The sequence below is a fragment of the Candidatus Margulisiibacteriota bacterium genome, assembly GCA_041650855.1.
GTDB lineage: Bacteria > Margulisbacteria > WOR-1 > O2-12-FULL-45-9 > XYB2-FULL-48-7 > JALOPZ01.
The window spans coordinates 644,037-667,292 of the sequence record JBAZKJ010000002.1; the positions used below are offsets into that span (position 1 = coordinate 644,037).

Annotated in this window: 24 protein-coding genes; 2 read left to right on the forward strand and 22 right to left on the reverse strand. The window is 60.7% G+C overall.

Annotated elements, in window-relative coordinates:
* Positions 1-58: 58 nt before the first annotated feature.
* Positions 59-979, forward strand: a complete 921-nt coding sequence (locus tag WC529_07975; GenBank protein MFA5114215.1) for a radical SAM/SPASM domain-containing protein — start codon at positions 59-61, stop codon at positions 977-979.
* A gap of 5 nt (positions 980-984) precedes the next feature.
* Here the strand turns inward: WC529_07975 and WC529_07980 are convergent, their stop codons facing one another.
* The 5 genes from WC529_07980 to fabG are packed head-to-tail and all read right to left on the reverse strand — an operon-like array spanning position 985 to position 5,062.
* Positions 985-2,424, reverse strand: coding sequence for a YcaO-like family protein (locus tag WC529_07980; protein ID MFA5114216.1), 1,440 nt, complete (start codon positions 2,422-2,424; stop codon positions 985-987).
* Positions 2,417-2,923, reverse strand: a complete 507-nt coding sequence (locus tag WC529_07985) for a beta-ketoacyl synthase N-terminal-like domain-containing protein (protein MFA5114217.1) — start codon at positions 2,921-2,923, stop codon at positions 2,417-2,419. The genes WC529_07980 and WC529_07985 overlap by 8 nt, the downstream gene beginning before the upstream one ends.
* Entirely contained in the window at positions 2,892-4,055 is a 1,164-nt protein-coding gene (locus WC529_07990) for a beta-ketoacyl-[acyl-carrier-protein] synthase family protein (GenBank protein ID MFA5114218.1), read from the reverse strand. The genes WC529_07985 and WC529_07990 overlap by 32 nt, the downstream gene beginning before the upstream one ends.
* Complete coding sequence (locus WC529_07995) at positions 4,052-4,285, reverse strand: phosphopantetheine-binding protein (protein ID MFA5114219.1); 234 nt, start codon at positions 4,283-4,285, stop codon at positions 4,052-4,054. The genes WC529_07990 and WC529_07995 overlap by 4 nt, the downstream gene beginning before the upstream one ends.
* A 45-nt stretch (positions 4,286-4,330) precedes the next feature.
* Complete coding sequence (gene fabG / locus WC529_08000; GenBank protein MFA5114220.1) at positions 4,331-5,062, reverse strand: 3-oxoacyl-ACP reductase FabG; 732 nt, start codon at positions 5,060-5,062, stop codon at positions 4,331-4,333.
* An 83-nt stretch (positions 5,063-5,145) separates the two neighbouring features.
* Here fabG and WC529_08005 point away from each other — a divergent pair, with 83 nt between their 5' ends.
* Positions 5,146-5,655 carry a hypothetical protein gene (locus tag WC529_08005; protein MFA5114221.1) on the forward strand — a complete coding sequence of 170 codons (510 nt, stop codon included), beginning with the start codon at positions 5,146-5,148 and terminating at the stop codon, positions 5,653-5,655.
* On the opposite strand, the gene WC529_08010 is transcribed toward WC529_08005, so the two are convergent.
* The 17 genes from WC529_08010 to WC529_08090 form a co-directional block, all read right to left on the reverse strand.
* A complete protein-coding gene (locus WC529_08010) occupies positions 5,648-5,962 on the reverse strand; it encodes a hypothetical protein (GenBank protein MFA5114222.1) in 315 nt (104 codons plus the stop codon). The two genes, WC529_08005 and WC529_08010, sit on opposite strands and share 8 nt — an antisense overlap.
* Positions 5,963-5,974: 12 nt before the next feature.
* Entirely contained in the window at positions 5,975-7,612 is a 1,638-nt protein-coding gene (locus tag WC529_08015; protein MFA5114223.1) for a hypothetical protein, read from the reverse strand.
* A gap of 2 nt (positions 7,613-7,614) precedes the next feature.
* Positions 7,615-8,664 (reverse strand): glycosyltransferase, encoded by a 1,050-nt coding sequence (locus WC529_08020; protein ID MFA5114224.1) that lies wholly within the window; start codon positions 8,662-8,664, stop codon positions 7,615-7,617.
* Positions 8,661-9,053, reverse strand: coding sequence for a hypothetical protein (locus WC529_08025; protein ID MFA5114225.1), 393 nt, complete (start codon positions 9,051-9,053; stop codon positions 8,661-8,663). The genes WC529_08020 and WC529_08025 overlap by 4 nt, the downstream gene beginning before the upstream one ends.
* The gene (locus WC529_08030; GenBank protein MFA5114226.1) at positions 9,050-9,568 is read right to left on the reverse strand and encodes a hypothetical protein; all 519 of its coding nucleotides are present in this window, start codon (positions 9,566-9,568) and stop codon (positions 9,050-9,052) included. Before WC529_08030 ends, WC529_08025 begins: the two co-directional genes overlap by 4 nt.
* A 79-nt stretch (positions 9,569-9,647) precedes the next feature.
* Complete coding sequence (locus WC529_08035) at positions 9,648-11,867, reverse strand: hypothetical protein (GenBank protein MFA5114227.1); 2,220 nt, start codon at positions 11,865-11,867, stop codon at positions 9,648-9,650.
* A 29-nt stretch (positions 11,868-11,896) separates the two neighbouring features.
* The gene (locus WC529_08040) at positions 11,897-12,223 is read right to left on the reverse strand and encodes a hypothetical protein (protein MFA5114228.1); all 327 of its coding nucleotides are present in this window, start codon (positions 12,221-12,223) and stop codon (positions 11,897-11,899) included.
* 99 nt (positions 12,224-12,322) lie between these two features.
* Positions 12,323-12,670: a hypothetical protein gene (locus tag WC529_08045; GenBank protein ID MFA5114229.1), complete on the reverse strand. Its 348-nt coding sequence runs from the start codon at positions 12,668-12,670 to the stop codon at positions 12,323-12,325.
* 124 nt (positions 12,671-12,794) lie between these two features.
* On the reverse strand, positions 12,795-13,019 hold the full coding sequence (locus tag WC529_08050; GenBank protein ID MFA5114230.1) for a hypothetical protein: 225 nt from the start codon (positions 13,017-13,019) through the stop codon (positions 12,795-12,797).
* 60 nt (positions 13,020-13,079) lie between these two features.
* Positions 13,080-13,379, reverse strand: a complete 300-nt coding sequence (locus tag WC529_08055) for a hypothetical protein (protein ID MFA5114231.1) — start codon at positions 13,377-13,379, stop codon at positions 13,080-13,082.
* Positions 13,376-20,242 (reverse strand): hypothetical protein, encoded by a 6,867-nt coding sequence (locus WC529_08060; protein MFA5114232.1) that lies wholly within the window; start codon positions 20,240-20,242, stop codon positions 13,376-13,378. Before WC529_08060 ends, WC529_08055 begins: the two co-directional genes overlap by 4 nt.
* 73 nt (positions 20,243-20,315) lie before the next feature.
* Positions 20,316-21,521 carry a hypothetical protein gene (locus tag WC529_08065; GenBank protein ID MFA5114233.1) on the reverse strand — a complete coding sequence of 402 codons (1,206 nt, stop codon included), beginning with the start codon at positions 21,519-21,521 and terminating at the stop codon, positions 20,316-20,318.
* A complete protein-coding gene (locus tag WC529_08070) occupies positions 21,502-21,741 on the reverse strand; it encodes a hypothetical protein (protein ID MFA5114234.1) in 240 nt (79 codons plus the stop codon). The genes WC529_08065 and WC529_08070 overlap by 20 nt, the downstream gene beginning before the upstream one ends.
* Before the next feature lie 9 nt (positions 21,742-21,750).
* On the reverse strand, positions 21,751-22,068 hold the full coding sequence (locus WC529_08075; protein MFA5114235.1) for a hypothetical protein: 318 nt from the start codon (positions 22,066-22,068) through the stop codon (positions 21,751-21,753).
* Between the two features lie 18 nt (positions 22,069-22,086).
* The gene (locus tag WC529_08080) at positions 22,087-22,272 is read right to left on the reverse strand and encodes a hypothetical protein (protein MFA5114236.1); all 186 of its coding nucleotides are present in this window, start codon (positions 22,270-22,272) and stop codon (positions 22,087-22,089) included.
* 53 nt (positions 22,273-22,325) lie between these two features.
* Positions 22,326-23,024, reverse strand: coding sequence for a 1-acyl-sn-glycerol-3-phosphate acyltransferase (locus WC529_08085; GenBank protein MFA5114237.1), 699 nt, complete (start codon positions 23,022-23,024; stop codon positions 22,326-22,328).
* Positions 23,021-23,254 (reverse strand): hypothetical protein, encoded by a 234-nt coding sequence (locus WC529_08090; GenBank protein MFA5114238.1) that lies wholly within the window; start codon positions 23,252-23,254, stop codon positions 23,021-23,023. The genes WC529_08085 and WC529_08090 overlap by 4 nt, the downstream gene beginning before the upstream one ends.
* Positions 23,255-23,256 lie beyond the last annotated feature (2 nt).

Sequence of the window (23,256 nt, forward strand, 5' to 3'; positions counted from 1 at the left end):
TTAGCGGTATTGTAACAACAAACTTGCTTTCTGGCCATCATAATATTAAGATTAGCGCATGAACACCCCAGCCAGATACAGCCAGCAGATCGAACTGGAGCCGACCAACGCCTGCAACGCCAAATGCGTTTTTTGCCCGCGCAACGATCCGCGCGCCAAAGGGCTGATAAGCGAGGCAACCGTCCAGGCCGCGATCGACCTGGCTAAAGCGACCGGCATCAATGTGTTCAAGATCTCCGGTTTCGGCGAACCGCTCCTGCACCCGAAACTGCCGGCATTGCTCCGCCTGATCAAGCAGCAGGTGCCTAACGCCGCGATCCTCTTGATCACCAATGCTTCGCTGCTCAAGCCCCCGCTTTTTGCAGAACTGGCGGGACTGGTCAACAGGTATAATATCAGTTTTAACGGTTACGATCAGAAAAGCTATGAACAACTGATGGTCGGGCTGGATTTCCAGCAGACCCTGGACAATCTGCGTTACGCTGCCGCTAATAACCGGGGCCGGGCGAACATCCAGTTCACCCCGGTCATTAACAAGGCCTTTGGCCTGGCCGATCTGGAAAAGATGAAGGAACTGCTTACCGGACTCGGCTTCAACGCGGACAACTTCAAATTCCACCACATCATCACCACCCGCTCGCAAAAGCTGGCCGACAACGCGCTGGTGGACGAAGCCTTCCTGGCGGCGTCAAAAAAGAACGCCAGCGCTCCCGGCACCAAAGCGCTTTGTCTTACCCATCTGAGCACCCTATTCATTTCCTGGGAGGGCAATATCCATATTTGCTGCAACGATATCCACGGGGAGGCCGTGATCGGCCGGATCGCAGAGGTAAAAACACTGGACGACCTGATCGCCCTGGAAAAAAAGAACCTGAACGCCCGTTTCAGCGAGGCCTTTGACGTTTGCCGGCGCTGCGACGTCCCCGCGGTCAGGCCGCATCAAGTGATCAACGGCAAGACCTACACCGAAATGTCCTGACCCGGTCAGCTGCCTCGCCGGGCGGCTTTGGCTAACGCTTGTTCCATCTGTTTGATCAGCACCCGGACGTCGCGCTTGATGCCGCCCATCGCCTGGATCTGCTCCTGGAAATCCCCCTTGTAGATCTGCTCGACCTTCACTTTGGAAACTTCGGGATTCATATAATAATCCTTGAGCAGGAGCTGCCGGTAATACTTCTGCGCCATCGGTTTATTGCCCGCCTCGTAATAGGCCTTGCTCATCAGGTCGTCCGGATCGATCACGCTGGTCCCGATCAGCGACCGGAAGGTCGGCACGAAGATCCGGGTGACCGGGATGCCGAGCTGCGGGTTGGTCTTGTCGATAAAGATGACATCGTGGTTCTCCTTTTTCAGGATCTTGAGGAGCGCCAGGATCTCGTCGCGGATATCGTCGCGGCTCAGGTCGCGCATGTCCCGGAGCCAGATCGGCTTGTCCGGGCGGTCGAGCACCTCCGCGTTGTAATAAGTGAGGAAGCCATAATTCTTTTTCGGCAGTTTACTGATGATCAGCCCCCAGTTGAGCTTGAACTCGTTCTCCACGTTGGTCATCAGCGAATAACCCTCGAAATATTCCGACAGGGCGCGGATCAGCGCTTTTTCCGGGTCGGTGTGGGTGCCGTAACCGCACCCCCGGTAAGAAAGCTTGCCGCGCCGCTGCGGGTCGGTGCCGCAGACGCAAACGGTCGGGACACCCAAACTAAAGGAGATGTCCTTGATAATGAACTCGATCCCGTACGACCGGGCATTGGTCAGCGCCCGGACGGCCAGCGGATGCTTGACCGAGCGCAGGTCGATGTCGCGCGCGACTTGCCGCTCTTCGTAAAAGCGGTAGACGTTCTCCCGCTCGATCACTTCGCAGATCGCCTGGACGATCGCCTCTTCCATGGCGTTACCGGTCGCCAGGCCGTTGGAGGTTTCCGTGTAGTTGTACCAGCTGATCGGGTAATAGAACGGGCGGTGATCGTTGAGCGAGACCCCCTTGATCCATTTGAGCGGCATCGCCTTGACCTGCTCGAGCAGCTCCGCCCGGTTCGTCAGGTGGGGAAAACAGGCGAAAAAATAGCTTTCGTTGACGGTCGGGACGCTCCCCTTTTTGATCTCGTTGAACGGTTTGACGACGTAACCGTCGTAATGCTTGTAGTCGAAGTGGAGCCAGGAGTAGCGCTCGGCGAACTCCATGACCGCGCTCGCCTGCGATTGCTCCGGGGTTAAACCTTTGCCGCTGGCGGTCAACTGGTCGCTGACGCTGGAGAACGAATAAGCCCCTTCGATGACCGAGCTCCGCTGTTCCAGGTGGAAGCTGGAGAGGTCGAACTGTTTCTTCAGCTTTTCCACGGCCAGCCGGACCGTTTCGCTCGGCTTCACGACCTTGTCCTGGTCGTTCTTGTAATGCTTCAGGCAGCTTGCCAGCTGGTAATCAGACACGCTTTCTGCCTCCCTTTTTCGCCAACAGGATAAATTGCGCGCCGCGCCCCTTGACCCCCATATACGAGCTGCCTTCTTCCACGTACCCGGCCAGCATTGCCGGCGCCCGACCACATTCTATCATCCCGGACGCGATTTGTACCGCCTCTTCCAGCCGGCCGATCACCGTGACCGACGGCCCCCGCAACCCGTGGACGATCGAAACGGTGCCGGCCGCCAGGTTCAACACCGTGCTCGGAAAAAGGAGGGCCGATGCCAACCCGGGGCCGTGTTTTCCCAGATCGCGGATGAACTTTTCGGTACTAACCAGCGGGCCGGAGAGCGTGGCCAGCACGATCCCGGTCCCGGCCGGCAGTTTCTGCCGGCCGATCGCCCGGCCGGCGGCCGCTACGGCGTAACCGGTAAAACGGTCCATTTTCCGGAAACGCGGCAGTTTGCCGATCAGCCGCTTCAGATCGGCGCCCGGTTTAACCGTGCCGCTGGAACGCGATAACCGCATTGCTCCCTCCAAAACCGAAATTAGCCGAGAGGACCGCGCTCAACTTGGCGGCCCTCGCCTGGTTCGGCACGTAATCCAGGTCGCACGCCGGGTCGCGGCGGCGGTAATTGATCGTCGGCGGGATAAAGGAATGCCGCAAGGCGAGAACGGAAGCCACTGCTTCCACCGCCCCCGCCGCCCCCATCAGGTGTCCGACCATCGATTTAATCGAACTGACCGGCAGGTCATAAGCGGCCGGACCGAACGCGAGCTTCAGCGCGGCGGTCTCCATCCGGTCGTTCTGCGGCGTGCCGGTGCCGTGCGCGTTAAAATAGGAGACGTCCGTCTTATTCAACCTGGCATCCTTGAGCGCCAAGCTGATCGCCCGGGCGGCGCCGCGGCCGGTCGGTTCCGGGGCGGTCTCATGATAAGCGTCGGACGAAAGCCCGTAGCCGGCCACTGCGGCCAGGATCTCCGCGCCGCGCCGGCGGGCGTGTCCCTCTTCTTCCAACAGGAGAAAAGCCGCTCCCTCGCCGATCACCAAACCTTGCCGCTCCCGGTCGAACGGGCGGCAGCAGACGGGATCGAGGGAGCGCAAGGCGTGAAAACCGGCGAAAGTTAACAGGTTAAACGATTCGCAGCCGCCGGCCAGGACCGCGTCTTGTTCGCCCCGCCGGATCGTTTCGGCCGCCAGCGCCAGCGCTGTAGTCCCGGCGGCGCAGGCATTGGAAACGGTCAGCTGCCGGCCGGTCAAACTAAGCTGTTTGGCAAGGATCAGCGCGGTTGCGCCGGGATAAGTTTTCTTGGGCAGGTTTGCTGGACGGCGGCCCGACAAGATCGCCCGCTCCAGCGTCAGGATGCCGCCGCTGACCGTGCCGACCGAGATCCCCCACGGCCCCGGACCGATCCCCGAAGCGGTAACGGCTTCCCGGGCGGCAACCAGGGCTAACTGGCTGACTCGATCGAAGTCGGGAATAAGATTTGGCAGGCGGCGGACTTCGCCGCCGAGCCGGGAGCGCAGCCCTGTTGTGGGAAAAGAGGTGATCCGGCTGATGCCAGAGCGGCCCTGCCGCAGGGCGCGGAGAAAAGCGGCGGTGCCGGTCCCGTTGGGCGCGACCACGCCCAACCCGGTGATGACGACGCGGCGCCTCACTTCTGACCGGTCAATTTTTCCACGAACTCGGCCAGGGTGCCGACCGTTTTAAAGACCTGGTCGGGCTTCTTGAGGTTCTTGCCGTTGATCTTGACCTTGAACTCCCGTTCGATCGCTACGATGATCTCGAGCGAATCGACCGAATCGAGGCCGAGGCCTTTGCGGAAGAGCGGCTCGCTGTCGCCGATCTTCGCCGGATCGCGGTCCAGGTTCAGTTGGGTCACCAGCATCTTTTTCAATCTCTCTTTTACCGCCACATCGGCACCTCCGTGATGTTAAACCGTCAATCCGCCGTCAACCGCCAGGGTCTGTCCTTGGACGTAGGAAGCGTCGGGCGCGGCAAGAAAAGCGACGACTTTCGCCACTTCGTCCGGCCGCCCGGACCGCTCCAGCGGGATCATTTTTAGGTATTTCCCGGTCAATTTCCCGGTCAGCTCCGAATCGATCAGGCCGGGCGCGACCGAATTGACCCGGATATTATAACGAGAGACCTCTTTGACCAGCGACCGGGTCAAACCGGCGATCCCCGCTTTGGCCGCCGCGTAATTCGCCTGGCCTTCCACTCCCCGCAGGGCCGAGACCGAAGAAACGTTAACGATGGCGCCGCTTTTTTGGGCGATCATCGGCTTGAGCGCCGCCTGGCAGCAGTTAAAGACCCCTTTCAGGTTGACGTCCAGCACGCTGTCCCAATCGGCGTCCGACATTAAAAGGAGGAGTTTGTCCCGGACAATACCGGCATTGTTGATTAAAATATCGATCCGGCCAAAGCGCCGGAGGATCTGCGCGAACGCTTGAGCAACGGCCGCCGACCGTTCCACTTTAATTAACAACGGAAAAGCCCGGCCGCCGCCGGCCTTAATATCCTTGACTACCCGTTCCGCCCCTTTTTTATGGCGGCTAAAACCGACGACCACGACCGCCCCTTCCCTGGCCAGCTCACGGGCGATCGCGCCGCCGATCGCGCCGGAACCGCCCGTCACCACCGCTACCCGGTTTTTCAGCTTCATTTTAAGGAATAATATCGTAAATAGTTTGACTAAGCAACAAGGTTATGTTACCGTAGCGGCACTAAGTCTTGAGGAGGACAATCATGTGGCACAATTTCGGCAAATTCTGGACCAGGGTTTTTCTTCGGCTGACCCGGACAGCGGTCCGCGTTGAAGGCAAGAATAACATCCCGGCCGGTCCGGTCATTTACCTCCAGGACCCGGCGGAAGCCCGGGACGGCATGGCGACTCTCGGTTACTTGCCCGGCAAGTCCCACTTTATTTTTTCCTGCCGCCGCTTGGTCGTCCCGACCTTCGGTTTCTTGACGCTGGACCCGGAAAACCTCACCCTGATGCACGACGACGTCCTGGCGATCATCAACAAATTGCAGCGGGGGGAGAGCGTTATCTTCTTCACCGATAAGGGAGAGATCAAAGGCGGCGTGACGCTGATCGCGCTGGAGACCAAACTGCCGGTCGTGCCGGTTAAAGTGCTGCGGAGCGGCAGAGAGGTAACGATCAGGATCGGCAAGCCGATCGTGAGCGCGCCGGTGGCCGACGATCATCGTCACCGCGCCGAATTACGCGCGGCGGTCGCGGCGGCGCTTAAGTAAGCGGGTTGGCGCCGAGCTTTCTGAGCGCCTCGTCGATCAGGCCGACGATCTTTTCCGCTTTCCCCTTGACGGAGGTCGGGAAGAGCTGCAGCTGCGTCCGCAGCATCATCAGATCCTGGATCGTCTTCTCTTTATCCAGCTTGTCGTCCTGCTTATCCAGGGTCGAGATCTCTTCATTGTTCGCGTCGTTGACCTCGCGGACGACCTTGCCGACGTCGGCCATGATCAAGTCGAGCTGGATGGAAAGCTGACTGGCCGAATTGCTTAACCCGTTCAAACCGCCAGACCACGATGCCGGTGCTACCATTTTAACTCCTCCTTAAGCGGCTTCACTGACCAATCCGAGCTCGTCGCCCGGCCGGCCGAAGCCTGATTCCGTTGATAACCTGCCGACCACTTCCGTCAGCATCTTCTGCTTCGAGGTCAGGAACTTGATCTCGCCGCGGATCTCGATGGCGGTGTTGATCATCGTCAGTTCGTGCTCGGCCTCGCGCAGCATCTTTTCGTTCGCCTTGTCGCGGATCGAATCGAGCTCGGTGGACGACAGGACGACGCCGAGGCGCTCGAGGTTGCGCAGGACCGTCTTGAGCTTCTTCTCCGTCATCCCCCACGCCTCGCCTGAAAGTTTAGCATAAGTGGCGCGCTCTTCAAAGCCTTCCTGCAGCATTTCCATCAGCCGGAAGCGGGCCAGCGCCTTCCCTTCGCGCTCGACCTCTTCAAAATTGCTAACGCCGAGCTTGATCAGCCCGTTCTGCATCTTCATCATTTTGAACTGCGTCTGGATAACCGAGCGGAGGTCGCCGTGCAGCGCCCGCTGCATGTAGATCGCCCGCAGCTTGTCGGTGAATATTTCTTTCTCTTCGTCGGCGGTGTACTGGTACTGCCGCGGCCGCTCCTGGTCGCCCTGGCCGGTACCCGCTTCGGCCGCCAGCGCCGGATTGTTGCTGCCGGGCGGGAGCAAGCCAAGGTCAAGGCTCCGGTCGGGCAGCTGCTGCAGGAAATTGGCGACGTCGAAACCGACCTTCTCGCCCAGTTTCAGCAGCTCGTCGATGTCCTTGACGACCGCTTTTTCGTCCTTTTTGCCCAGCGCTTTCTGCGTCAGCTCTTCGGTCAGCTTTTCGGCGACGAAATCCTTCATCTCGTTCCAGACTTCGGCGCTGGACGAATTAACGGCCGTTTGCAAATTAGTCTTGTAGCCGCCGAATTCCTCGCCGCCGAGGTTCTCGCTGAAGAAAGCGAAGTCGATGAAGCTCTGGACCTCTTTCTTGTTCAGGATGTATTCCAGCGAGTTCTTGGTGGAGCAGATCTGCTTGAGATGGCTGTTCTTGACCTGGCGCATGATCTCGGAGCGGACCGAATTGGCCGCCTGCAGCTTCAGGCTTTGCAGCTCCTTGACAGATACCCCTTTCTCTTTGATCAGCGCGGTTTCGCCCTGCTGGACCTTTTTCTTCGCTTCGCTCCCGCCGGTGACCAGGAACTGCGAATAGGTCCCCAGGTATTCCTTGAGCGAGGCGCGCGTCGGCTGCTGGGCTTGCTGCTGCGCCTGCTGCTGCTCTTCGCCGCTGAAGCCGCTCGAGGTCTGGCCGCCGCTCTTCTTCTCTTTGCCGGCCTTGCTGACGAAATACTCGGGGCTGCTGACGCTGAACTTGTCCTGGGAGTTATCCTCCTGCGAATCCAGGACGAAGTTGAAATCGTCCTTTAAGCTCTGCATCAGCTTATTGGTCGGCAAATTCTGGGTCAGCTTGGCTGCCATCTGCTGCAGGATCTGCTGGCCCGCCTTGCCGCCGCCCTCTTCCAGCGCTTTTTTCAGCGCGCTTTCGTCCAGCCGCTGGTTCTGCTGCTGGTTGTCGCCGACCTTCTTGTCCATCTCCTGGCGCAGCAGCTGGCCGAGGTTCTCGGTCGCCCCCATGTTCGCCGCGACGGATATTTGCTGCGTATTGGCTTGTTCTATGCCCATGGTCAGTTCTGGCCTCCGCTGTACGGGTACAGTTCGCGCGCCCGCCGGAAGCAGGCGTCGGCCTTGGCCTGTTCGCCCTTTTGCTCGTACGCCTTGCCGAGCAAAACCTGCGGCAGGCTCAGGCACTGGTAGGGGCTTTCGGCGGCGGCGGCGCAGTCGCGCCCGATCACTTCGCTCAGGATCTCGATCGCCTTGTCGGCGTTTTTCTGCATCAAACAGACGGCGGCGAAAATGTTGTGCGCCGGGACGTTATACTCGTCGCGCTCCAGCAGCTCGCGGGCGGCGTCGAGCGCCTCGCGGAATTTGCCGAGCCGGAGCAGGTGCTGGGCGATCTTTTCGCGCGACGGCCGGACCACGGCCTCGTCCTTGGTCAGCGCCACGACCTTGCGGTACTGTTCGATCGCCTCGGCCAGTTTGTCCATGTCGGTCAGCGTGTGGCCGAGCAGGAACGGATAGTACGGATCGGCCGGGTTTTCGGCCGCCGCTTGGGAATACAGGTCGACGTTGCGCTCCCACTTGGCCGCGATCTTTTCCGCCGCCAGGTCTTTGCCCCAGTGGTAAATGGCGATCGGGACCGCCGGGCCGTAGAGGACCTTGCCGGCGGCGTCAACCAGCTGTTCGTTGATCGGCCGGACGAAATGGGCGCCGCGGCCGTTGCGAAAGACCTTGACCCGGGGATAGTTCTGCCGCCGTTCGCACTGGCCGAAACCGGAGGTGTACATCGTCACGGTGTAGGCGTCGGCCTCGGCCGTCTCCAGCAGGCGGCGGAGCTCCGCCAGGTCTTCGGTCTTGATGAACTCGTCGGCGTCGACCCACAGGACCCAGTCGCCGGTCGCGTGCTTGAGCGACTCGTTGCGGGCCGCCGCAAAATCCTTGATCCAGGGGAAGTGATAGACCTGGGCGCCGTGCTTTTCCGCCAGCGCCACCGTCCCGTCGGTCGACCCGGTGTCGACTAAAATAACCTCGTCGACCCCGGCGCTGAGGACCGGCAGCGTCAGGGCAAGCGTTTTTTCCTCGTTCTTGACGATCAGGCAAGCCGATAATTTGCTCATGCCGCCACCTTTATGCTGACCGTTTCCAGCTTCCGGACGGCCCGCCGGGTCCGCTGCAGGTCGCCCATCCCCTTTTCGATCAGCTGTTCCATTTTGGCGCTGTGCTGTTCGCGGACCGAAACCGCCTTGCGGATATAAGAGTTCAGCCGCTCCAGCTTGATCAGCAGGTCGCGTTTGTTGCTGTCGAGCATGTTCAGCTCATACTCCAGATTCGAGCGCTCGGCGTAGAAATCGCCCATGATCTTGCCGACGGCGTCGAGCTTCATCTCCTCCAGGGAGAGCGGGCCGTAGTCTTCGCGGATGCCGAGCCGGTCGGCCTGGATCATGAGCTGGTTCTTCAGCTCGCCGATGATCCGCTTCTGGGAGTTCTTTTTCTTTTTGACGCTCATGTCAGGATCTCCAGCATCGTCTCGTCATAAACGACCTGCGCCATCGCCGTGTGGTTCTGGTCGACCAGGTCGCTCCGGACCTGGCTCTTGAGCTCTTCCAGCTCCGCGATCGAGATGCCCATGAGGGCGAGCCGCTCCATCACGTTGCCGACCAGCCATTCGGAGACCTTGGCGAGCAGGCGGTTGTGAGAGAAGACGTTGCTGTAGGCGGTGACGAATGCTTTCTTGAACTTGTTGCGGAGCTCGCCGATCAGCTCCTGCGAAGTGACGGCGGACCGGGCGACCCGGGCGGCGGTGTTGGTGGTCGAAGTGGTCAGCAGCGCTTCGCTCTCGTTGACCTGGCGCGACAACCGCACTTCCCCTTTTTCGTTCTCCAGCCATTCCATCCCCGATTCGCGCGCCGCCTGGCTAGCCAGCGTCCCCTCTTCCTGCGGTTTGGGGCCGCTTTGCGGCTTCCTGACCGCGTATTCTTTGCCCGAGTTGGCGATGCCTATATTTAACGCTAGTTCTGACATAGCTATGCTCTATTAATATATCGTGATCAGAGGGGGAAAACTTGCATCGACAGGTGCGGTTTTTTACCGGTAAAACGGCTTATTTCTTGTTTTTGGCCTTCTGTTTTTGCTGGCTTTTCTGCTGTTCGCCCATCTGGGCGTCTTTGGACATTGCACTCCGGCGCTGCTGCATATGCTTTTCCGCCGCCTGTTCCATGGCTTTTTCCTCGTGCCGGCGCTTGGCGGCCTGCTGTTTTTCCTTGGCCCGGTTCCCTTCAATTTTAGCGGCTTGTTTGGCCTGGGCCTGCTTGTCGTCGGCGATCTCATTACGCCGTTCTTCGGTCTTTTGGATGTCGTAGCGGTACTCGGCGGCTGCCAGGCGCCGCTGCTGCCAGGTGCCGACGATCTTGCGCATTTCCGCCCCGCCGCCGTTCTTCCACAATTCGCCGATCAGGTGGACGACCCAGTTGTTCTGGTACTCGGTCCCTTGGCCGACCCATTCGTTATTCAGGTCCCGGAATTGGAACGCCGCGTAGTTCTGGTGAATGTAGTCGCCGTCCGGCAGAGGGTTGATATAGGTCGAGGGGTAAACCTCGTTCACCAGTTTGCGCCAATTTTCCGTCCCCTCGTCGATCGAACCACGCGTCCCTTCCCCGCCAGCCTCGGTCGAGGTGACTAAGCTGTGCTCGTAGAATTTCCGGTCGTAACCGAGCGACTTAAAGTCCTCATCGACCGCAAAGACATATTTACCCAGCCAGCTGACATACCGCCAGGAGCCCGGCGCGTCGGTGGTCGGGTCGCCGCTCGCCGAGCCGAGGCATTGCTTGTTGCCGTCGCCGTTAACGAACCAGCCGGGCATGTCGGCAACGCACGGCTTGCCGTATTCCGGCAGGAAAGCACCGAACCACTGTTCGATGATGCCATTGGCCTTGTCGTACTTGTTGATCTTGGTGTAGTTCGGCTCGTCTTCGTCCTTTTCCGCCTCATAATCGTCCTGGTTCAGGCCGGCGTAAGCGTTGCGCCATTCGTAAAGCTTGCCCGACTCCTTGGAGCACTCGCTGGAGCTGTGCGTGTAGTTCTTGTATTCGTTCACCCACTGGTTAAAGCCGTGCGCCCCCAGGTCCTCGGCGAACTTGTTGAACCGGTAGTTGTCGAGCCGGCCGTAGTTGTAGCCGAAGTTCTGGGCGTTATCAACATCCCTCTGGTAGGGAGCCCAGTATTGGGTCATCCGGTTGATAACGCTGTGCTGGGCCTGGAAGAGTTGGCCAAAAAGCTGCAGGGAGTGGTAGTTCATCCCCGGATTGTGCGCGCTGACGAAATCGGTAACGGCCGACTTCATCGCCGCGTCGTTCCGGCAATTGGCCACCGGTCCGTAAACGTCGTTCTCCATCTTCCAGATCCGCTCGCGCGATTCGGTCATCGCCAGGACCAGCTTGAACACGTCCTTGGAGCTGGTCAGCTTGGAGTAACCGTTTGTCGGGTCCATGACGATGTCGTAAAAGCTCATGCCAGGAAAGGTCGAGTTCAGCCAGGCAGTCAACTGGGTAAAATTGCTGTAGCCGACGATGTTCAGCTGGCTGGTGGTGATGAATAAGTTCGTGTTGACGTCCGCGGCCGCCTTGGCGTCCTCCACCCCTTCCTTCTTCGGCACCATGATATGGTTCCATTCTCCGGCCGCCGCCTGGAAATCGAGGTTCTGGTAACCGGCCCCCATGCTCTGCCCCGCCCAGTTCTCGTCCGTACCGTTATTCCCCGGCCCAAACGCTCCCTCGCGGTGGTTCTGACCGGCGATCCAGGTGTTGCCGCGCCAATCGGTAAAACCGTCGACATTGGTGTGGGTGTCTTCCCAGGCCCGGACGGCACAAAGGTTGTCGATCTTGCCGCCGTTCGCCGTCCCCCGGCTCTTCAACGCATCAAAATAACCGGTGTCGGTAAAATACCCGTCGCCACCCTTGAAGACGGCGGCCATCTCCGCGTCGTCGTTCATGTTGACCGCGTAGCGGTTGAAGTCGTTCATCCATTCCGTCGTCACTGTCAGGTCGGTCGACGGGTGATCCCCGGTTGCCGCGCTGTTGCCGTGCGTCAGGGTGGCCGAATTACCCGAGTCGACATCGTCCTGGCTGGCGAACTGCTTGCCGGAGTAGTACATCTGCTCGAACTTGGGGAGCCACTTCATCATCTCCATCCCAAAGTTGGCGTATTTCTTGAGCGTCGAATCGTTGGTGATAAAATTAGAGAGGTCGGGCAGAGGCTGCACCAGCCGCTTGCGCGGCTTTTGCAGCTGATAATCCTCTGTGGCGAAGTAATAGCTCTTAAACATAGCTCCCTATTCGGGCCCCCGGCCCGGCGTTAGCTGCCGAAGATCGAGAAGATCTGCTTGGCAAAATCAAGGTCGGAACGGATGGCGCGCACGACCGCGTCAACCACGCCGGTCGTTTCGTAATTCCACTTGTCGAGCAGGTACTGGGCGGCGGAGCCGTCCTTCTTGACCGTCTGCCCCATGATCTCGACGTATTCGGTCGAATCGTCGTCCATGGCGGTGACGTAATCCTTCATCTCCGAGTTGAAATTCGACCAGAAATTGCTCAATTTGTCCTGCAGCGAGCCGACGTCCCGGGACGTGGACCCCTGGCTTAACCCCGATAAGATCGCGTAACCGCTTTGAATTGCTGACATAATATGGTCATCTCCTTATCTTTTGATCCGCTTAAAGGGAAAGTCGCCTTTCGCCTTTAAGAGGACGGGCCCCGGATGACCGGGGCCCGGTCATTGCTCTTAACCGATCCGGCGCTGTAACACGCTGTTGATCGACTTTTCGATGTTCGAAACGGTCGCGATACCACCGGCCTTGTTCTGCTGCGCCTGGCTGAACCGTTCGCTGGCGTACATGAACGCGGAACCGGAGTTCGTGATGACGTCGCCTTCCTTGGTCACGATACAGCCGTTGGCGTTGGCTTCCGCGGAATCTTTCCACTCCCAGCCGTCTTCGCCCTTGTGGCCGGCCGCGTCTTCCGCGCCCATCACGTCTTCCTGCGTATCGGTCACCTTGAAGGACTCAAGGACCTGTTTTTGAAAATAATCTGTATCCCCGTCAATACCGACGTAGACACCTGTCATATTCACACTCATACCTGTTCACCTCCTTTTTTGTTGTCCGCTTGTCGAGGGCGGACTATTTCACTGCAACCTCTTCCACTCTCTTGTCGTAACGACCGGTGCAAAACTTGCATCGGCCGTACGGCTTTTTTCAAACGATACTGTTGACCCCGGCGTACGGTTTACCGGCGAGATCGGCCATCATCCCCCGGATCTGTTCGGGATTGACCGCCAGCTGGTTCGGGCCCTTTTCCTGTTCCTGGCCGCCCAGCCCGAGCGCTTTGGAAACGTTCTGTTCCAGGCTGTCGAGCAGCAGTCCGCCGCTCCCGCCCAGGTCGATGCCGTAATTTGCCCGTAGTGATTCTTCCGCTCGCATGGCACTAGTATTATCGTGGGAAAAGGGGAAAAACTTGCATCCGCCTGAGGGCAAATAGCCCTATTTCTTGTTGAGGTCGCTGAGGAGCTGTTTGATCCGGTCGACGCAATCTTCGGCCATTTCCGCCTCGGCCTCGGTGAAGCTGAACAGCTTCTCCAGCTTCTCTTCCTTCTTCTTGTTGAGGTTAAGCAGGGCGGCGGAATTACCGTCGGCAACCTGGATATTGGCGGACTTGGCCAGCTGGCTCAGGTTCTCGGCAAAGCTCGGCCCGGTATGGGCGGCGCTCCCCGTATTCGACTTGGCCGCCGGCTTGACGTTTTGGCTGTCGGCGATATTCGGCATTATCCCCCAGATTGTCATGATAATCTCCCCCCGTTCAAGGTGGCGAGCAGCTGTTCCTGTTCCCGGGCGACCTGGCCGACGAGGTCCGCCGGCGAGCTGTTGGCGGCGGTCCGCACCGCCTGGCCGTTATTGCCGTTGCCGAAGATGAAGCCGAACGGGTTGCGCCGCTCGCCGCCGTTACCCTGCTGGCCGCCCTGGCCCTGACCAGACTGGCGTCCACCCGGGTCCCGGACAGCGACTACCCGGTCGGTGTCGCTCCGTTCCGCCCGCTGTTCGCTGCGCGGCGCGGCGGCTTGCAGCCGGTTCTTCTCCTGCACGGCCTGGGCGATCTCGCGCTGCAGCCCTTCGATCTCCTGTTTAACGGCCTGGATCTGCTGGCGGCATTCTTCCACTTCGCTCTGGGCGGCCTCGCGCATGCTCTCCAGCCGGGTCCGGGCCTGTCTCAATTCGTTCGATCTCTCCCGCAGACCGGTCAGTTCGACTTGCTGTTCCGGGGTAATTGTCCCTGCGCTTTCCAGCGTCTCCAGGGTGGCGATCCGGTTGCCGATCTCAACTTGTTTCCCCCGAACCGCGTCGATCTGCCGGCTGATATCGGCGGTCACGGCGGCGGCGTTGGCCCGGGCCTGCGGCAGCGTTTCGCGCCGGAGCACTTCGTAGCGCCGGACCGCTTCCTGGCGGGTCGTTTTCAGCATCTCGATCCGATTTTTCAAATACTCGATCTGCTCTTCCCGGCTCACCGGGCGGGCGTCTTCCTGCTGGGCGGTCTCGATCAACTGGCTGATCTCGCCCGCTTCGGCCGCCACCGGGGCGCTGATCGCCTGCGTCCGGCCTTCCAGCCGCTCGGCGCCGACCTGCATCGTCTCGATCCAATCGTCGTAGGCCTGGACCGAGGTGGAACGGGTCGCCTGTTCCTGCTGGCGCGGGGTGACCGGGGTGCTCAGCGGCACAAAGCCGGGATTAACATGAGCAGCCGCGGCCGGAATAGCGGCATCCATCGCTCTCCGGTCGAAAGCCGAGAAGAAATCCCGGCCCTGCCGGTTAACGATCTGCTGGCGGACCTGGGCGGCCTTCTCGGGATTAGCAGGAACGGAACCGTGGCCTTCCGCAATCACATTGATCCAGGCCGCTGCCTGGCCGCTCTCCATTTGGCCCAGCAGCAGAGCGCAGGCCGGAGCGTCCATGTTGCTCAATTGCGCGATAGAAGTCTGATGGCGCTCGGAATGTTCAACCGAGTCGCGCCCGCTGGCGCTCGCCGGCGCCGAGAGGACAACAACGTCTTCCGGCGCTTGTTCCGGGGTCAAAGCGGCATCGTCGCGCCGCTGGCTTTCATCGATATTCTCTTGCCGTTCCTGGACCTGGGCGCCGATCTGGCCGATCCGGGAGACGGCTTCGCGGGTATTGGCATCGGTCGTCGTGGTCACGGTCGCGGCTGCGCCGGCCTCCGTGCTCCCCGTCTCCTCATTCTGCTCCCGTTCCAGCTGGGTGATCTGCCGCTGGATATTGCCGACTTCGCGGGCCAGGGCGGCAACTTCGCCTCTTACGGCGCTAACCCGGCCGTTCAGCGCTTCGGCCTCGCCTTTCAACGACTCCGCCTGGGCCAGCAGTTCAACCATGGCCGCTTCGCGCAGACCAAGCTCGCTCCGGATCTCGGCCTGGCGGGTCTGCAGCTGAGCAAGTTCCTGCTCTTCGGCCGGGGTCGCCGTCCCTTCGGCGACCTTTTCGGTCAATTGCGCGACCTGATCGGAAACCTCGCCAAGCTCCGTCCTCAAGGCAGTGTTCTGCCGATTAAGTTCCGCTTCCTGCCGCGGCAAGGTGGTCGCCGCCTGGCCGACGGTCGCTTCCGCATCCGCTTTATCGCGGATCAGGCCGGTCAGCACTTCCTGCTTGGCCGCCAATTCCTCTTTCTTTTGTTCCAGTTCCAGTTTAAGATTGGCGATCCGTTCTTCCCGGGTCTGCCGGACCGCCGGATCGGCGGTCTGCGCCGCTTGCGCTTCCAGCCCCTGGATATTGCTCTCCGCTTCGGTCACCGCCGCCTGGGCGTTGCTGAGCGCCGTTTGCGCTTCGGTGATCGACTGTTCGATCCGCTGAAGCAGCTGCTTAGATTCTTCCAGGTAAACGGCGGTCGACGGGGCGGCCTGCTGTTCCGGGGCGGTCGGATTGACCGGGGTATTTTGCTGGGCGGCGGCCGCCGGGTTCCCGTTGGCGGCTGCGGCCGCGGCACCGGCATCCTGCTGGGCGTTGGTATCGGGCAGGTCTTCCTGCTGCTTATTGATGAAAGCCTCGACCAGGTTGAGGACGTCCTGCGGCAACCCCTTGAGGAAATTGAACGCCGCTTCGGCGTTGCGCGAATTGTAGGCCAGGACCGACATCGCCGATTCGGTCTGGGCCAGGCTGAACTCGTGGTAAGCGATATCCTGGTCCATGCTGTCCATAGAGGCGGCAAAGCCGCTGTTCTCGCTCTTTTCGCCTTTTTCCTTCTTCTTGCCGTGCTTGCTCGCTTCCGGCTTACCTTCGATCTCCCGCGCTTCGGTCGGGCTGTCTTTGGCGGCCTGGTCGAAGCAGGCCGGCACGATGCCGATGGCGATCTTGCTCAGGAAGTTGATCCCGGCGATCGCCTTATCGAGCTTCCTGGCCGTGTCCTGCAGGGCGCCGGCGTCGGCGTCGGCGACGTCGGGGTCTTTCAGCTGGTTGGCAATGTCGATCTTGGCGGCGGCGCAGCCGAGCGTGGCAGCCGAAGCGGCCAGGCTGATCGCCGACTGGATCGCCTGCATCGTCTCCTGCGTCTTCTGGTTCTCCCGTTCGGCGATCGTCTCTAAAGTGTCTTTGAGCGCTCCCAGGATCGCGAGGGCGGACGCCCGGTTCGATTCGATGACGTCGGCCAGGCTGGTGGAATACTGGAAGTGCCCCATCGCCGCCTTGACCTCGCGCATGATGTTCATCGTCATGGCGAGGGCCGCTTTCAGGTTGTAAAGCCGGTTCATCTTGCTGGTCAGCAGCGAGCTGTCCGGGCTTACTCCCATCATCGAACCGTTCATCGACTGCAGGAGCTCGGTCCCCATCTGGCGGTAGATCGCCTCTTCCTCGGCGTCGAGCCGGGCCGCCCAGTCGCCGTTATCGTGCTTTCCTTTATCCTGCTTGACCCCCATCCCGTCGACCGTGTCGTCGACGTCGTATCCGGCCAGCTCGCCGTTGTCCGAAGCGGCCGAAACGGCCGCCATGATCAGCTGGACCAGGGAGGAGACGACGTTGCCGACCAGAGGGGCGATCTGGCCAACGTTGGCGAGCGCCGATCCGGCTTCACCGGCGCCGGCGCCGACCACGCCGAGCGTGCCGGCGGCGACCTGGATCGAACCGGCCACGACGCCGGTGATCATCTCTTTTTCGGCGTCGCGCGCCTCGTTCAGGACCGAGGCGGTCGTCTTCATGTGGTTGGCCAGGTTGCCGAGCATCCGCAGGGAAGCGTTGCAGTTCGAAGTGATGGTCGCCTTGGTCAGCTCTTCGGCCGAGGTGCCGGGGGCGACGCCGGTCAGCTCTTTCTGGACCACCGCGCGGACGTGGGAAGTGAGGGCGATCAGGTCGGCCATCACCTGTTTGATCTGGTAGATCTGCTGGATCTTCTTGAGCGTCTGCGCCATCAGCGGCGAGTTGACCGCCTGGTAGCCGTCGCCGGTCCCCATCAACCCGTTCTCCAGGAAATTGAGCATCGCTTCCGCCTCGAGGCGGTCAAGCTTCGATTCGAACGAGTCGTCGCCCGAAGCCCGGTCTTCCAGGTAGGCGTCCAGTTCCTGGTCGTTTGACTGGAAAGTCATGTTTAATTTGTCATTGGAGAGGGAGATCGCGATATTGATCAGGCCGCCGGCGATCGTGACGGCGGCGCCGGCGATCGCGCCGGCCGCTCCGAGACCGGGGATACAGCCAAGCAGCGAACCGACGGCCGCGATCCCGCTGGTCGCCGCCCCCTGGTTCGTTTTGTTCAGCGCCTGCTCGGTCTGGGTAGCCAGGTTCTTGGCGGCAATGAACTGGGAAAGCTGGAAGGTGATCGCGGAGACAACGGCTTGCCGCTGGGCCAGCATGCTCTCCATCGCCTTCATGACCAGCCCCTCGCCCGACGAGTCGCCGACGCTGCCGCCGAAGACCGCCTTGACCAGGCGGGCCAGGTCGCGCTTTTCCTTCAGCATGTAGAAGAGGGTCCGGATGGCGTTGTTCATCGCGCTCAGCTTCCGCTCCAGGTTGGCGATCGCTTTGTAGTCGAGCCGCAGCATGCCGTCCTTGGTCTTGACCATGAAGCCGTTGCCGGTCGCCAGGGAGTTCTCCAGCGACAGGATCTCCTGGTCGATCGCGTTGAAGACGTCGTTCACCGTCTTGGACGTGTTCAATTTTTTCGGGTCGTCCATTTCGTCCACTTCCGGCGGAGCGATGGTGTACGGGTCGATCTCCGCCAGGATCTGCTGGGCGATCATGTTGGAGAGCGCCGCGCAGACGCCGACCACGGCGGCCGCGACCAGGAGCGCCGCCGGAGCGGTGCCGCCGCCGGCGGTGTAAGCGATGATCACGATCGCCAGGACCAGGGCGACGACCGTCAGGATGACGCTGGCGACCTGGGCGCCGCGCGCCGCTTCCAGTTTTTCGAACGAATCGATCGTCAAAAGGAGGTTGTTGTAGATATTCGCCCGCATCATCAGCTGGGACAGGGCGGCGTCGACGATCTGGGTGGCCGGGCCGATGGTGATCTCGGCGGCGGCGGCGATCAGGTCGGCGTGGCTGGCGAAACCGGTCAGGCCGGTCATTTCGCTGTAGACGATGTTGCGCAGGTCGGCCTTCAGGAAGCTGATCGCCAGCGCCATCCGGTAGGCGTTCTGGGCGCGGATGATCTCGCCGCGGATGCTCTTGATCAGCACGTCGAGCTTCAGGTCCTGGATATCGTTCGGGTCGTAGGTCCCGCTCTTATCCCACTTCAGGGCCTTGCCGCCGGAGTCGTAAGAAGCGCCGTCGACACCGTCCAGGAAAGCGCCGAAACCGGCGCCAACGCCGGCCGAAGCGCCGCCGTCATTGGCAACGACTGAGCTGGCGCCCCCCTGCAGGGAGCTCTCGCTGTCGCCGTTATAATTGCCGCCCGCGCCGCCCGACAGGTCGATCTCAAAACCGAAATAATCGTGGCTCCCCGGGTGGTCCAGGGTGCTCATGATCACTTCGTGCCCGCCAAAAACGTTGTCGTTGATCCAATCGATCGCCCGCTGGACGACTTCGTAGAGGACAAAACGGATGGCGTCCACGATGTTGTCGAGGATCAGGTTGTCGAGGATATCGTCGACCACGACCCGGCCGACCCACTGGATCAGGTCGCCGATCCCGTGCGTCCCGTAGCTGTCGTCGCCCGACCAGTCGGTCCAGGTCTTGTCCCAGCCGTCACCCGAGGCCCAATTTTCGGAGTCATAGATACCGCCGAAGATCGTCCAGAGCAATTTATCGACGAACTCGCCGATGTAGTCCAGGGCCATGGAGATCAGGTCGAGGATGCCCTCCACGATCCGGAGGACGAACTCGACCGGGTTCTGGGTCAGGCCCATGAGATGCTGCATCGGCTCCAGGCAGGTGTAGCTGATGACGTTGAGGACCGGGATATTCTCCATCCAATTCTGGGCCGCCCGCAGCATGCCGGACAGACCTTCCCAGAAATTGTCCCAGCCCCCTTCGCACAGCTTGTCCCAGCCCGCTTCGCAGCTGTCGATATAGGCCATATCTTCGACCGCCTGTTCGGCCTCTTCGAGCTTGCTCTCGACCAGCGCCGAGCTCTCTTCGATCGCGGCGACCATCCGCTTCATCCCGTTGACGACCGCGGTCATCAGCTGGACCGTCTCGTCGCTGCTGCCGGCCATCCCCTCGGTCATCAGCTCGATCATGTGCTCGATGATCGCCTGGAAGGCCTCCACGTTGGCGTTCAGCGCTTTCAGGTACTTGACCTGTTCGCGGCACAGTTCCCGGGTCAGCTCTTCCGCCGGTTCGCCCGCTTTCCACCAGTTTTCCGCTTTAAAGCCGGTCGAATCCTGCTCTTTTTTGGCGTCCTCGACCTTCTGGTTGTAGACTTCTTCGTTGTGGGCGTTGATCTTCTCCATCAGCTTGGAGAAGCCCATCTGGACCGCCTTGAGCACCCCGGAGAAGATCTTCAGGACGTTGGCGCGGAGCTGCGACTTGTTGCTTTTTTCGATCGGCTGGCCGCTGAACTTCTCGTCCAGCATCTCCATGATCTCCTGCTTGAGCGACAGGGCGATGGTCAGGCCGAGGAGGCGGTTCATCACCGCCATGATCCGTTCGGTGAACTCTTTCATCGCCTCTTCGTTGAGCGTGTCGTAGTCGCCGTCGCCGTCCTCGTCGATGAAGTCGTCCTCGTTGAAGCCGCCGAAAATGTCGTCCAGCTCCTCGTCGATGCCGTTAAAGGCGTCGGTCCCGTCGTAACTGTCGTCGGCCGAGCCGGTCCCTTCGGCGCCGCCGCTGCCGCTGGTCCCTTCGGTGCCGCCGCCGTCTTCTTCGGGGGTCGGGGGCGGCGGAGGGGGCGGCGGGGCGTCTTCAGTCTGCTCGACCTCCCCTTCCACTACGGCGGTGTATTCCAGGGTATTGGCGAGGTACTGTTCTTCCTCGACCTGTTCTGCGTTGTTGAGCATCTGGGGGGCGGCCGTTTCCGCCGCGGTGATGGCGGCCTGGGCGGCGTTGGAGAGCGCGCCGAGGTTAACTACGACGCTATCCGAGCCGTGCTCGTCGACCGGCAGCATTTGGCCGTCGGCGGCCAGGTACTGGGGAACAGCCGACGCGCCGCCGGCCTCTTCTAGTTCCTGGAGGTCGGCAAGCTTCTGGATCTCGGCGGTATATGCGGATGCTACTGTCATTACACATATATATCGTAGCTAAAGGGGGAAAACTTGCGTTATTGGGGGGCTTATTTTGGCCGCTTTTCCGCGTTTATTGGCCCGGGACGGCGACCGTTTCCTGGCTGATACCCTGCAATAACCGGGCGATCTCCGTCCGCTTGTCGGCCGGCCGCATGCTTTCGTCGTCTAAGATCTCGGCTACCTGGTCGAGGACCTCCAGGACCTGCCCCGCCTTGGGGTTGATATTGACCGTCGGATCGGTCCCCTCGCCGGAATAGAGGGCGTGGAGGCGGCCGAGGGTCTCGTTCGCCTTTTGCAGCTTGGTCATTTCGTCTCTCGTCGGTAATTCGCCGGTCAGCAGGTAGTCCTCGAGGAACAGCTCGGTGTAGATCTGCTGCGTCAGCGGGTCGTTCATCCCGCTGTAGGGGATATCGGCTTTGCGCAGTTCTTTCGCCATTTCGTCGGCGACCCGGGTCAGGAGGAGGCGGAGGTTGCGGCCATTGTTCTGGTCGGCCATCGCCAGCATCTCGTCCAGCACCTCTTCATCGGACAGGCCGGTGAAGCTGGAGCCGAGCAGATCGCGGTTATTCTGGACGAACGTTAACTGGTCCTCGCGCGACCAGCCCTGGAACATCTGCGTCAGTCCGGCGGAAGAAGGGATGATATTGACGTGACCGGCAGTCCTGACCGAATCCCAGGTCTTGCGCCCGCCCGAAGCCTCAAAATACTCGGCAAAGACGTCCTGGTGGCGCATCAGCTCGGTCGGCGGCAGTTTCTCCCGGCCGCCGAACAGGGCGCCCAGGACCTCGTCGCTGACGTCAACGCCGACCAGGTCGGCGTACTCTTCCTGGCTGATCATGTTGTCATCGGCTAAAGCGGCGTTCCATTTCGCTTCCAGCTCCGGCAGCGGCATCGCCGCCCGGCCGTAACCGGACATCAGGAGGTAGGAAGCGCGGAATTGCGAAGCGGACGCGGAACCGGACTGGCCGGCAGGCTGACCCGGGACCCCAACAACTTCACCACCCGGGACTCCGGCCTCTTCGGTCTGGCTCGGCTGGCCCGCGAGTTCTGACCCGTCTAAAACCCCGTTATCGCCGGCAATGGCTGTCCAGGCGTCGGCGGAGATCGTTACCTGGTCGGCGTAATACGCGCTGAATTCCGCCTGGGAAATCCCTTGCTGTCCGTCCGTTTCCAGCGAAACGGTCTGCCCGTTCACCTGTTTATTGGCGTTCGGCCGGACATTATTGTTGGCAATGAATTGCCGGGCTTGATCGGCGCTATTCAGGTTTTGGACCATTTCTGATCTCCCCGATCCCCTGCCGGATACCGGTCAGGTGATCTTTCAGTTTTTGCTGGTACTCCGCCAGCTTGGCTTGCGCCTTGGCGGCATTCTTCTTCGCCCGATACAGTTTAACGTAGGCGGTCAGCACCCGGCCGATCGCCGAAACGGTCAGGAAAAACGCCAAAGCCAGCGAAAAGCTGACCAGATTAAAGTTTTGCGCTACATACTCGAACATCCATGCTCCTTATAGGTTCAGGTCTACCCCGCCCCCGACCGACGGCAGATCAGACTCCTGGTGCGCCGCGGCGCTCAGGTTCTCCAGATCGTCCAGTAAAGAGAGGCCGGCATTGAGCGTCACGACATCGGTCTGGCCGGTCTCTTCGTTAAAGACCTCGTGCTGGTTGTTTTCCGCTTCGCCCCGCATCGGAGCGTGCAGGAATTCGTTGACCCCGTCGTAGCCTTCCTTGGTCGCGGCCGCCCGCCCCTGGAAATTGTACGGATCGTGGGCCTTCCACGGATGGTGGCCTTCGGGCAGTGTCGATTTGAACGCTAATTCACCCATCTTGACTCCTCCTGTTTTTCAGCGCCCGCCGAGCAGCAGCTCGCGGGCGGCGGCGTATTCGCCTTGCTTGGTCTCGGGCGCTTCCGCGGCGGCAACGCCGGGACCGGCGTCACTCGCCATCAGGTCGCAGATATCGCTGCAGATCGAGTCGATATCGTCGGTAAGCTGCCTGATATGAATCGTGTTTTCCACGGCATTGTTCATTGGTTATTTTACCTTCCACAGGTAATATCGAAGCAACCCCGGGAAAACTTGCATCAATTATGGAAATAATCGCGGATCCGGCCGGGGAGCTCTTTTTCCTCCAGCGGCCAGGGGGGCCCTAATTCCAAGTCTACCTCCCCCAGGAGGAAAATGTCGCGGTTCGGCCGGTTACCCACTCCCCGGGTAGTGACCAGGAGGGGGCGCAGGTCTGATCCGGTCTGCCGGGCGACCTCGATCAGCCGCTCCAGCTGCTGCCGGGAGCGCCGGCTGTCGCCGAGGAAAGTCTCGATAAAAATGACGACCGGATCGCCGTGCTTGAGCGCGTTGATCAGGCCGAGGGCAAAGGCGGTCGCCGCCCGGCGCTCCTCCGGTTGGCGGGGATACGGGATAAAGCCGAGCTGGCGAAAGACCCGGCCGACGACCGGGAAACGGAGCAAACGGCTGGAGATCACCAGCGCCGGCGAAACCGGGAAATAGGCGGTCAGGTAAAAAGGGGCGTTGCGGCAGGGACGATTGGCCAGCAAGATCGTCTTGCGCCCGGGCGTCAGTTTTTCCACTCCGCTCAAGCGAGGCCGGAGACGGCCGCCCCAGAAAAGGAACCGGAGAATGCCGCCGGCCATTTGCCGGAAAAGGACGACGCCCCGCCGTCCCAGCAGCGAGAGCGGCCAGGCCAGGAGATATAAGGCCAAAAAACCGAGCTGGAGACCGGTCGCGAAAAAAAGATCGGCCAGGAGGCGGGCAAGCGTTCTCATTTCTTTTTTAGGCCGGTAAAGATGTTCGTCTGCGCCAGCGCCGCCATCTTTTTTTTCAGGTCGCCGTGCTCCTGTTCCAGCTCCTTGATCTTTTTGTTGAGTTTCTCCTGCCGATTGACGGAAAAGACCATTTTCCTGATGATCTCTCCCAGGACCAGAAATATAATGAAACCGACGATCCACCAAAACCGTTGTGCCAGAAACTCGGTCAGCGGCGTGAATAGCTCCATGA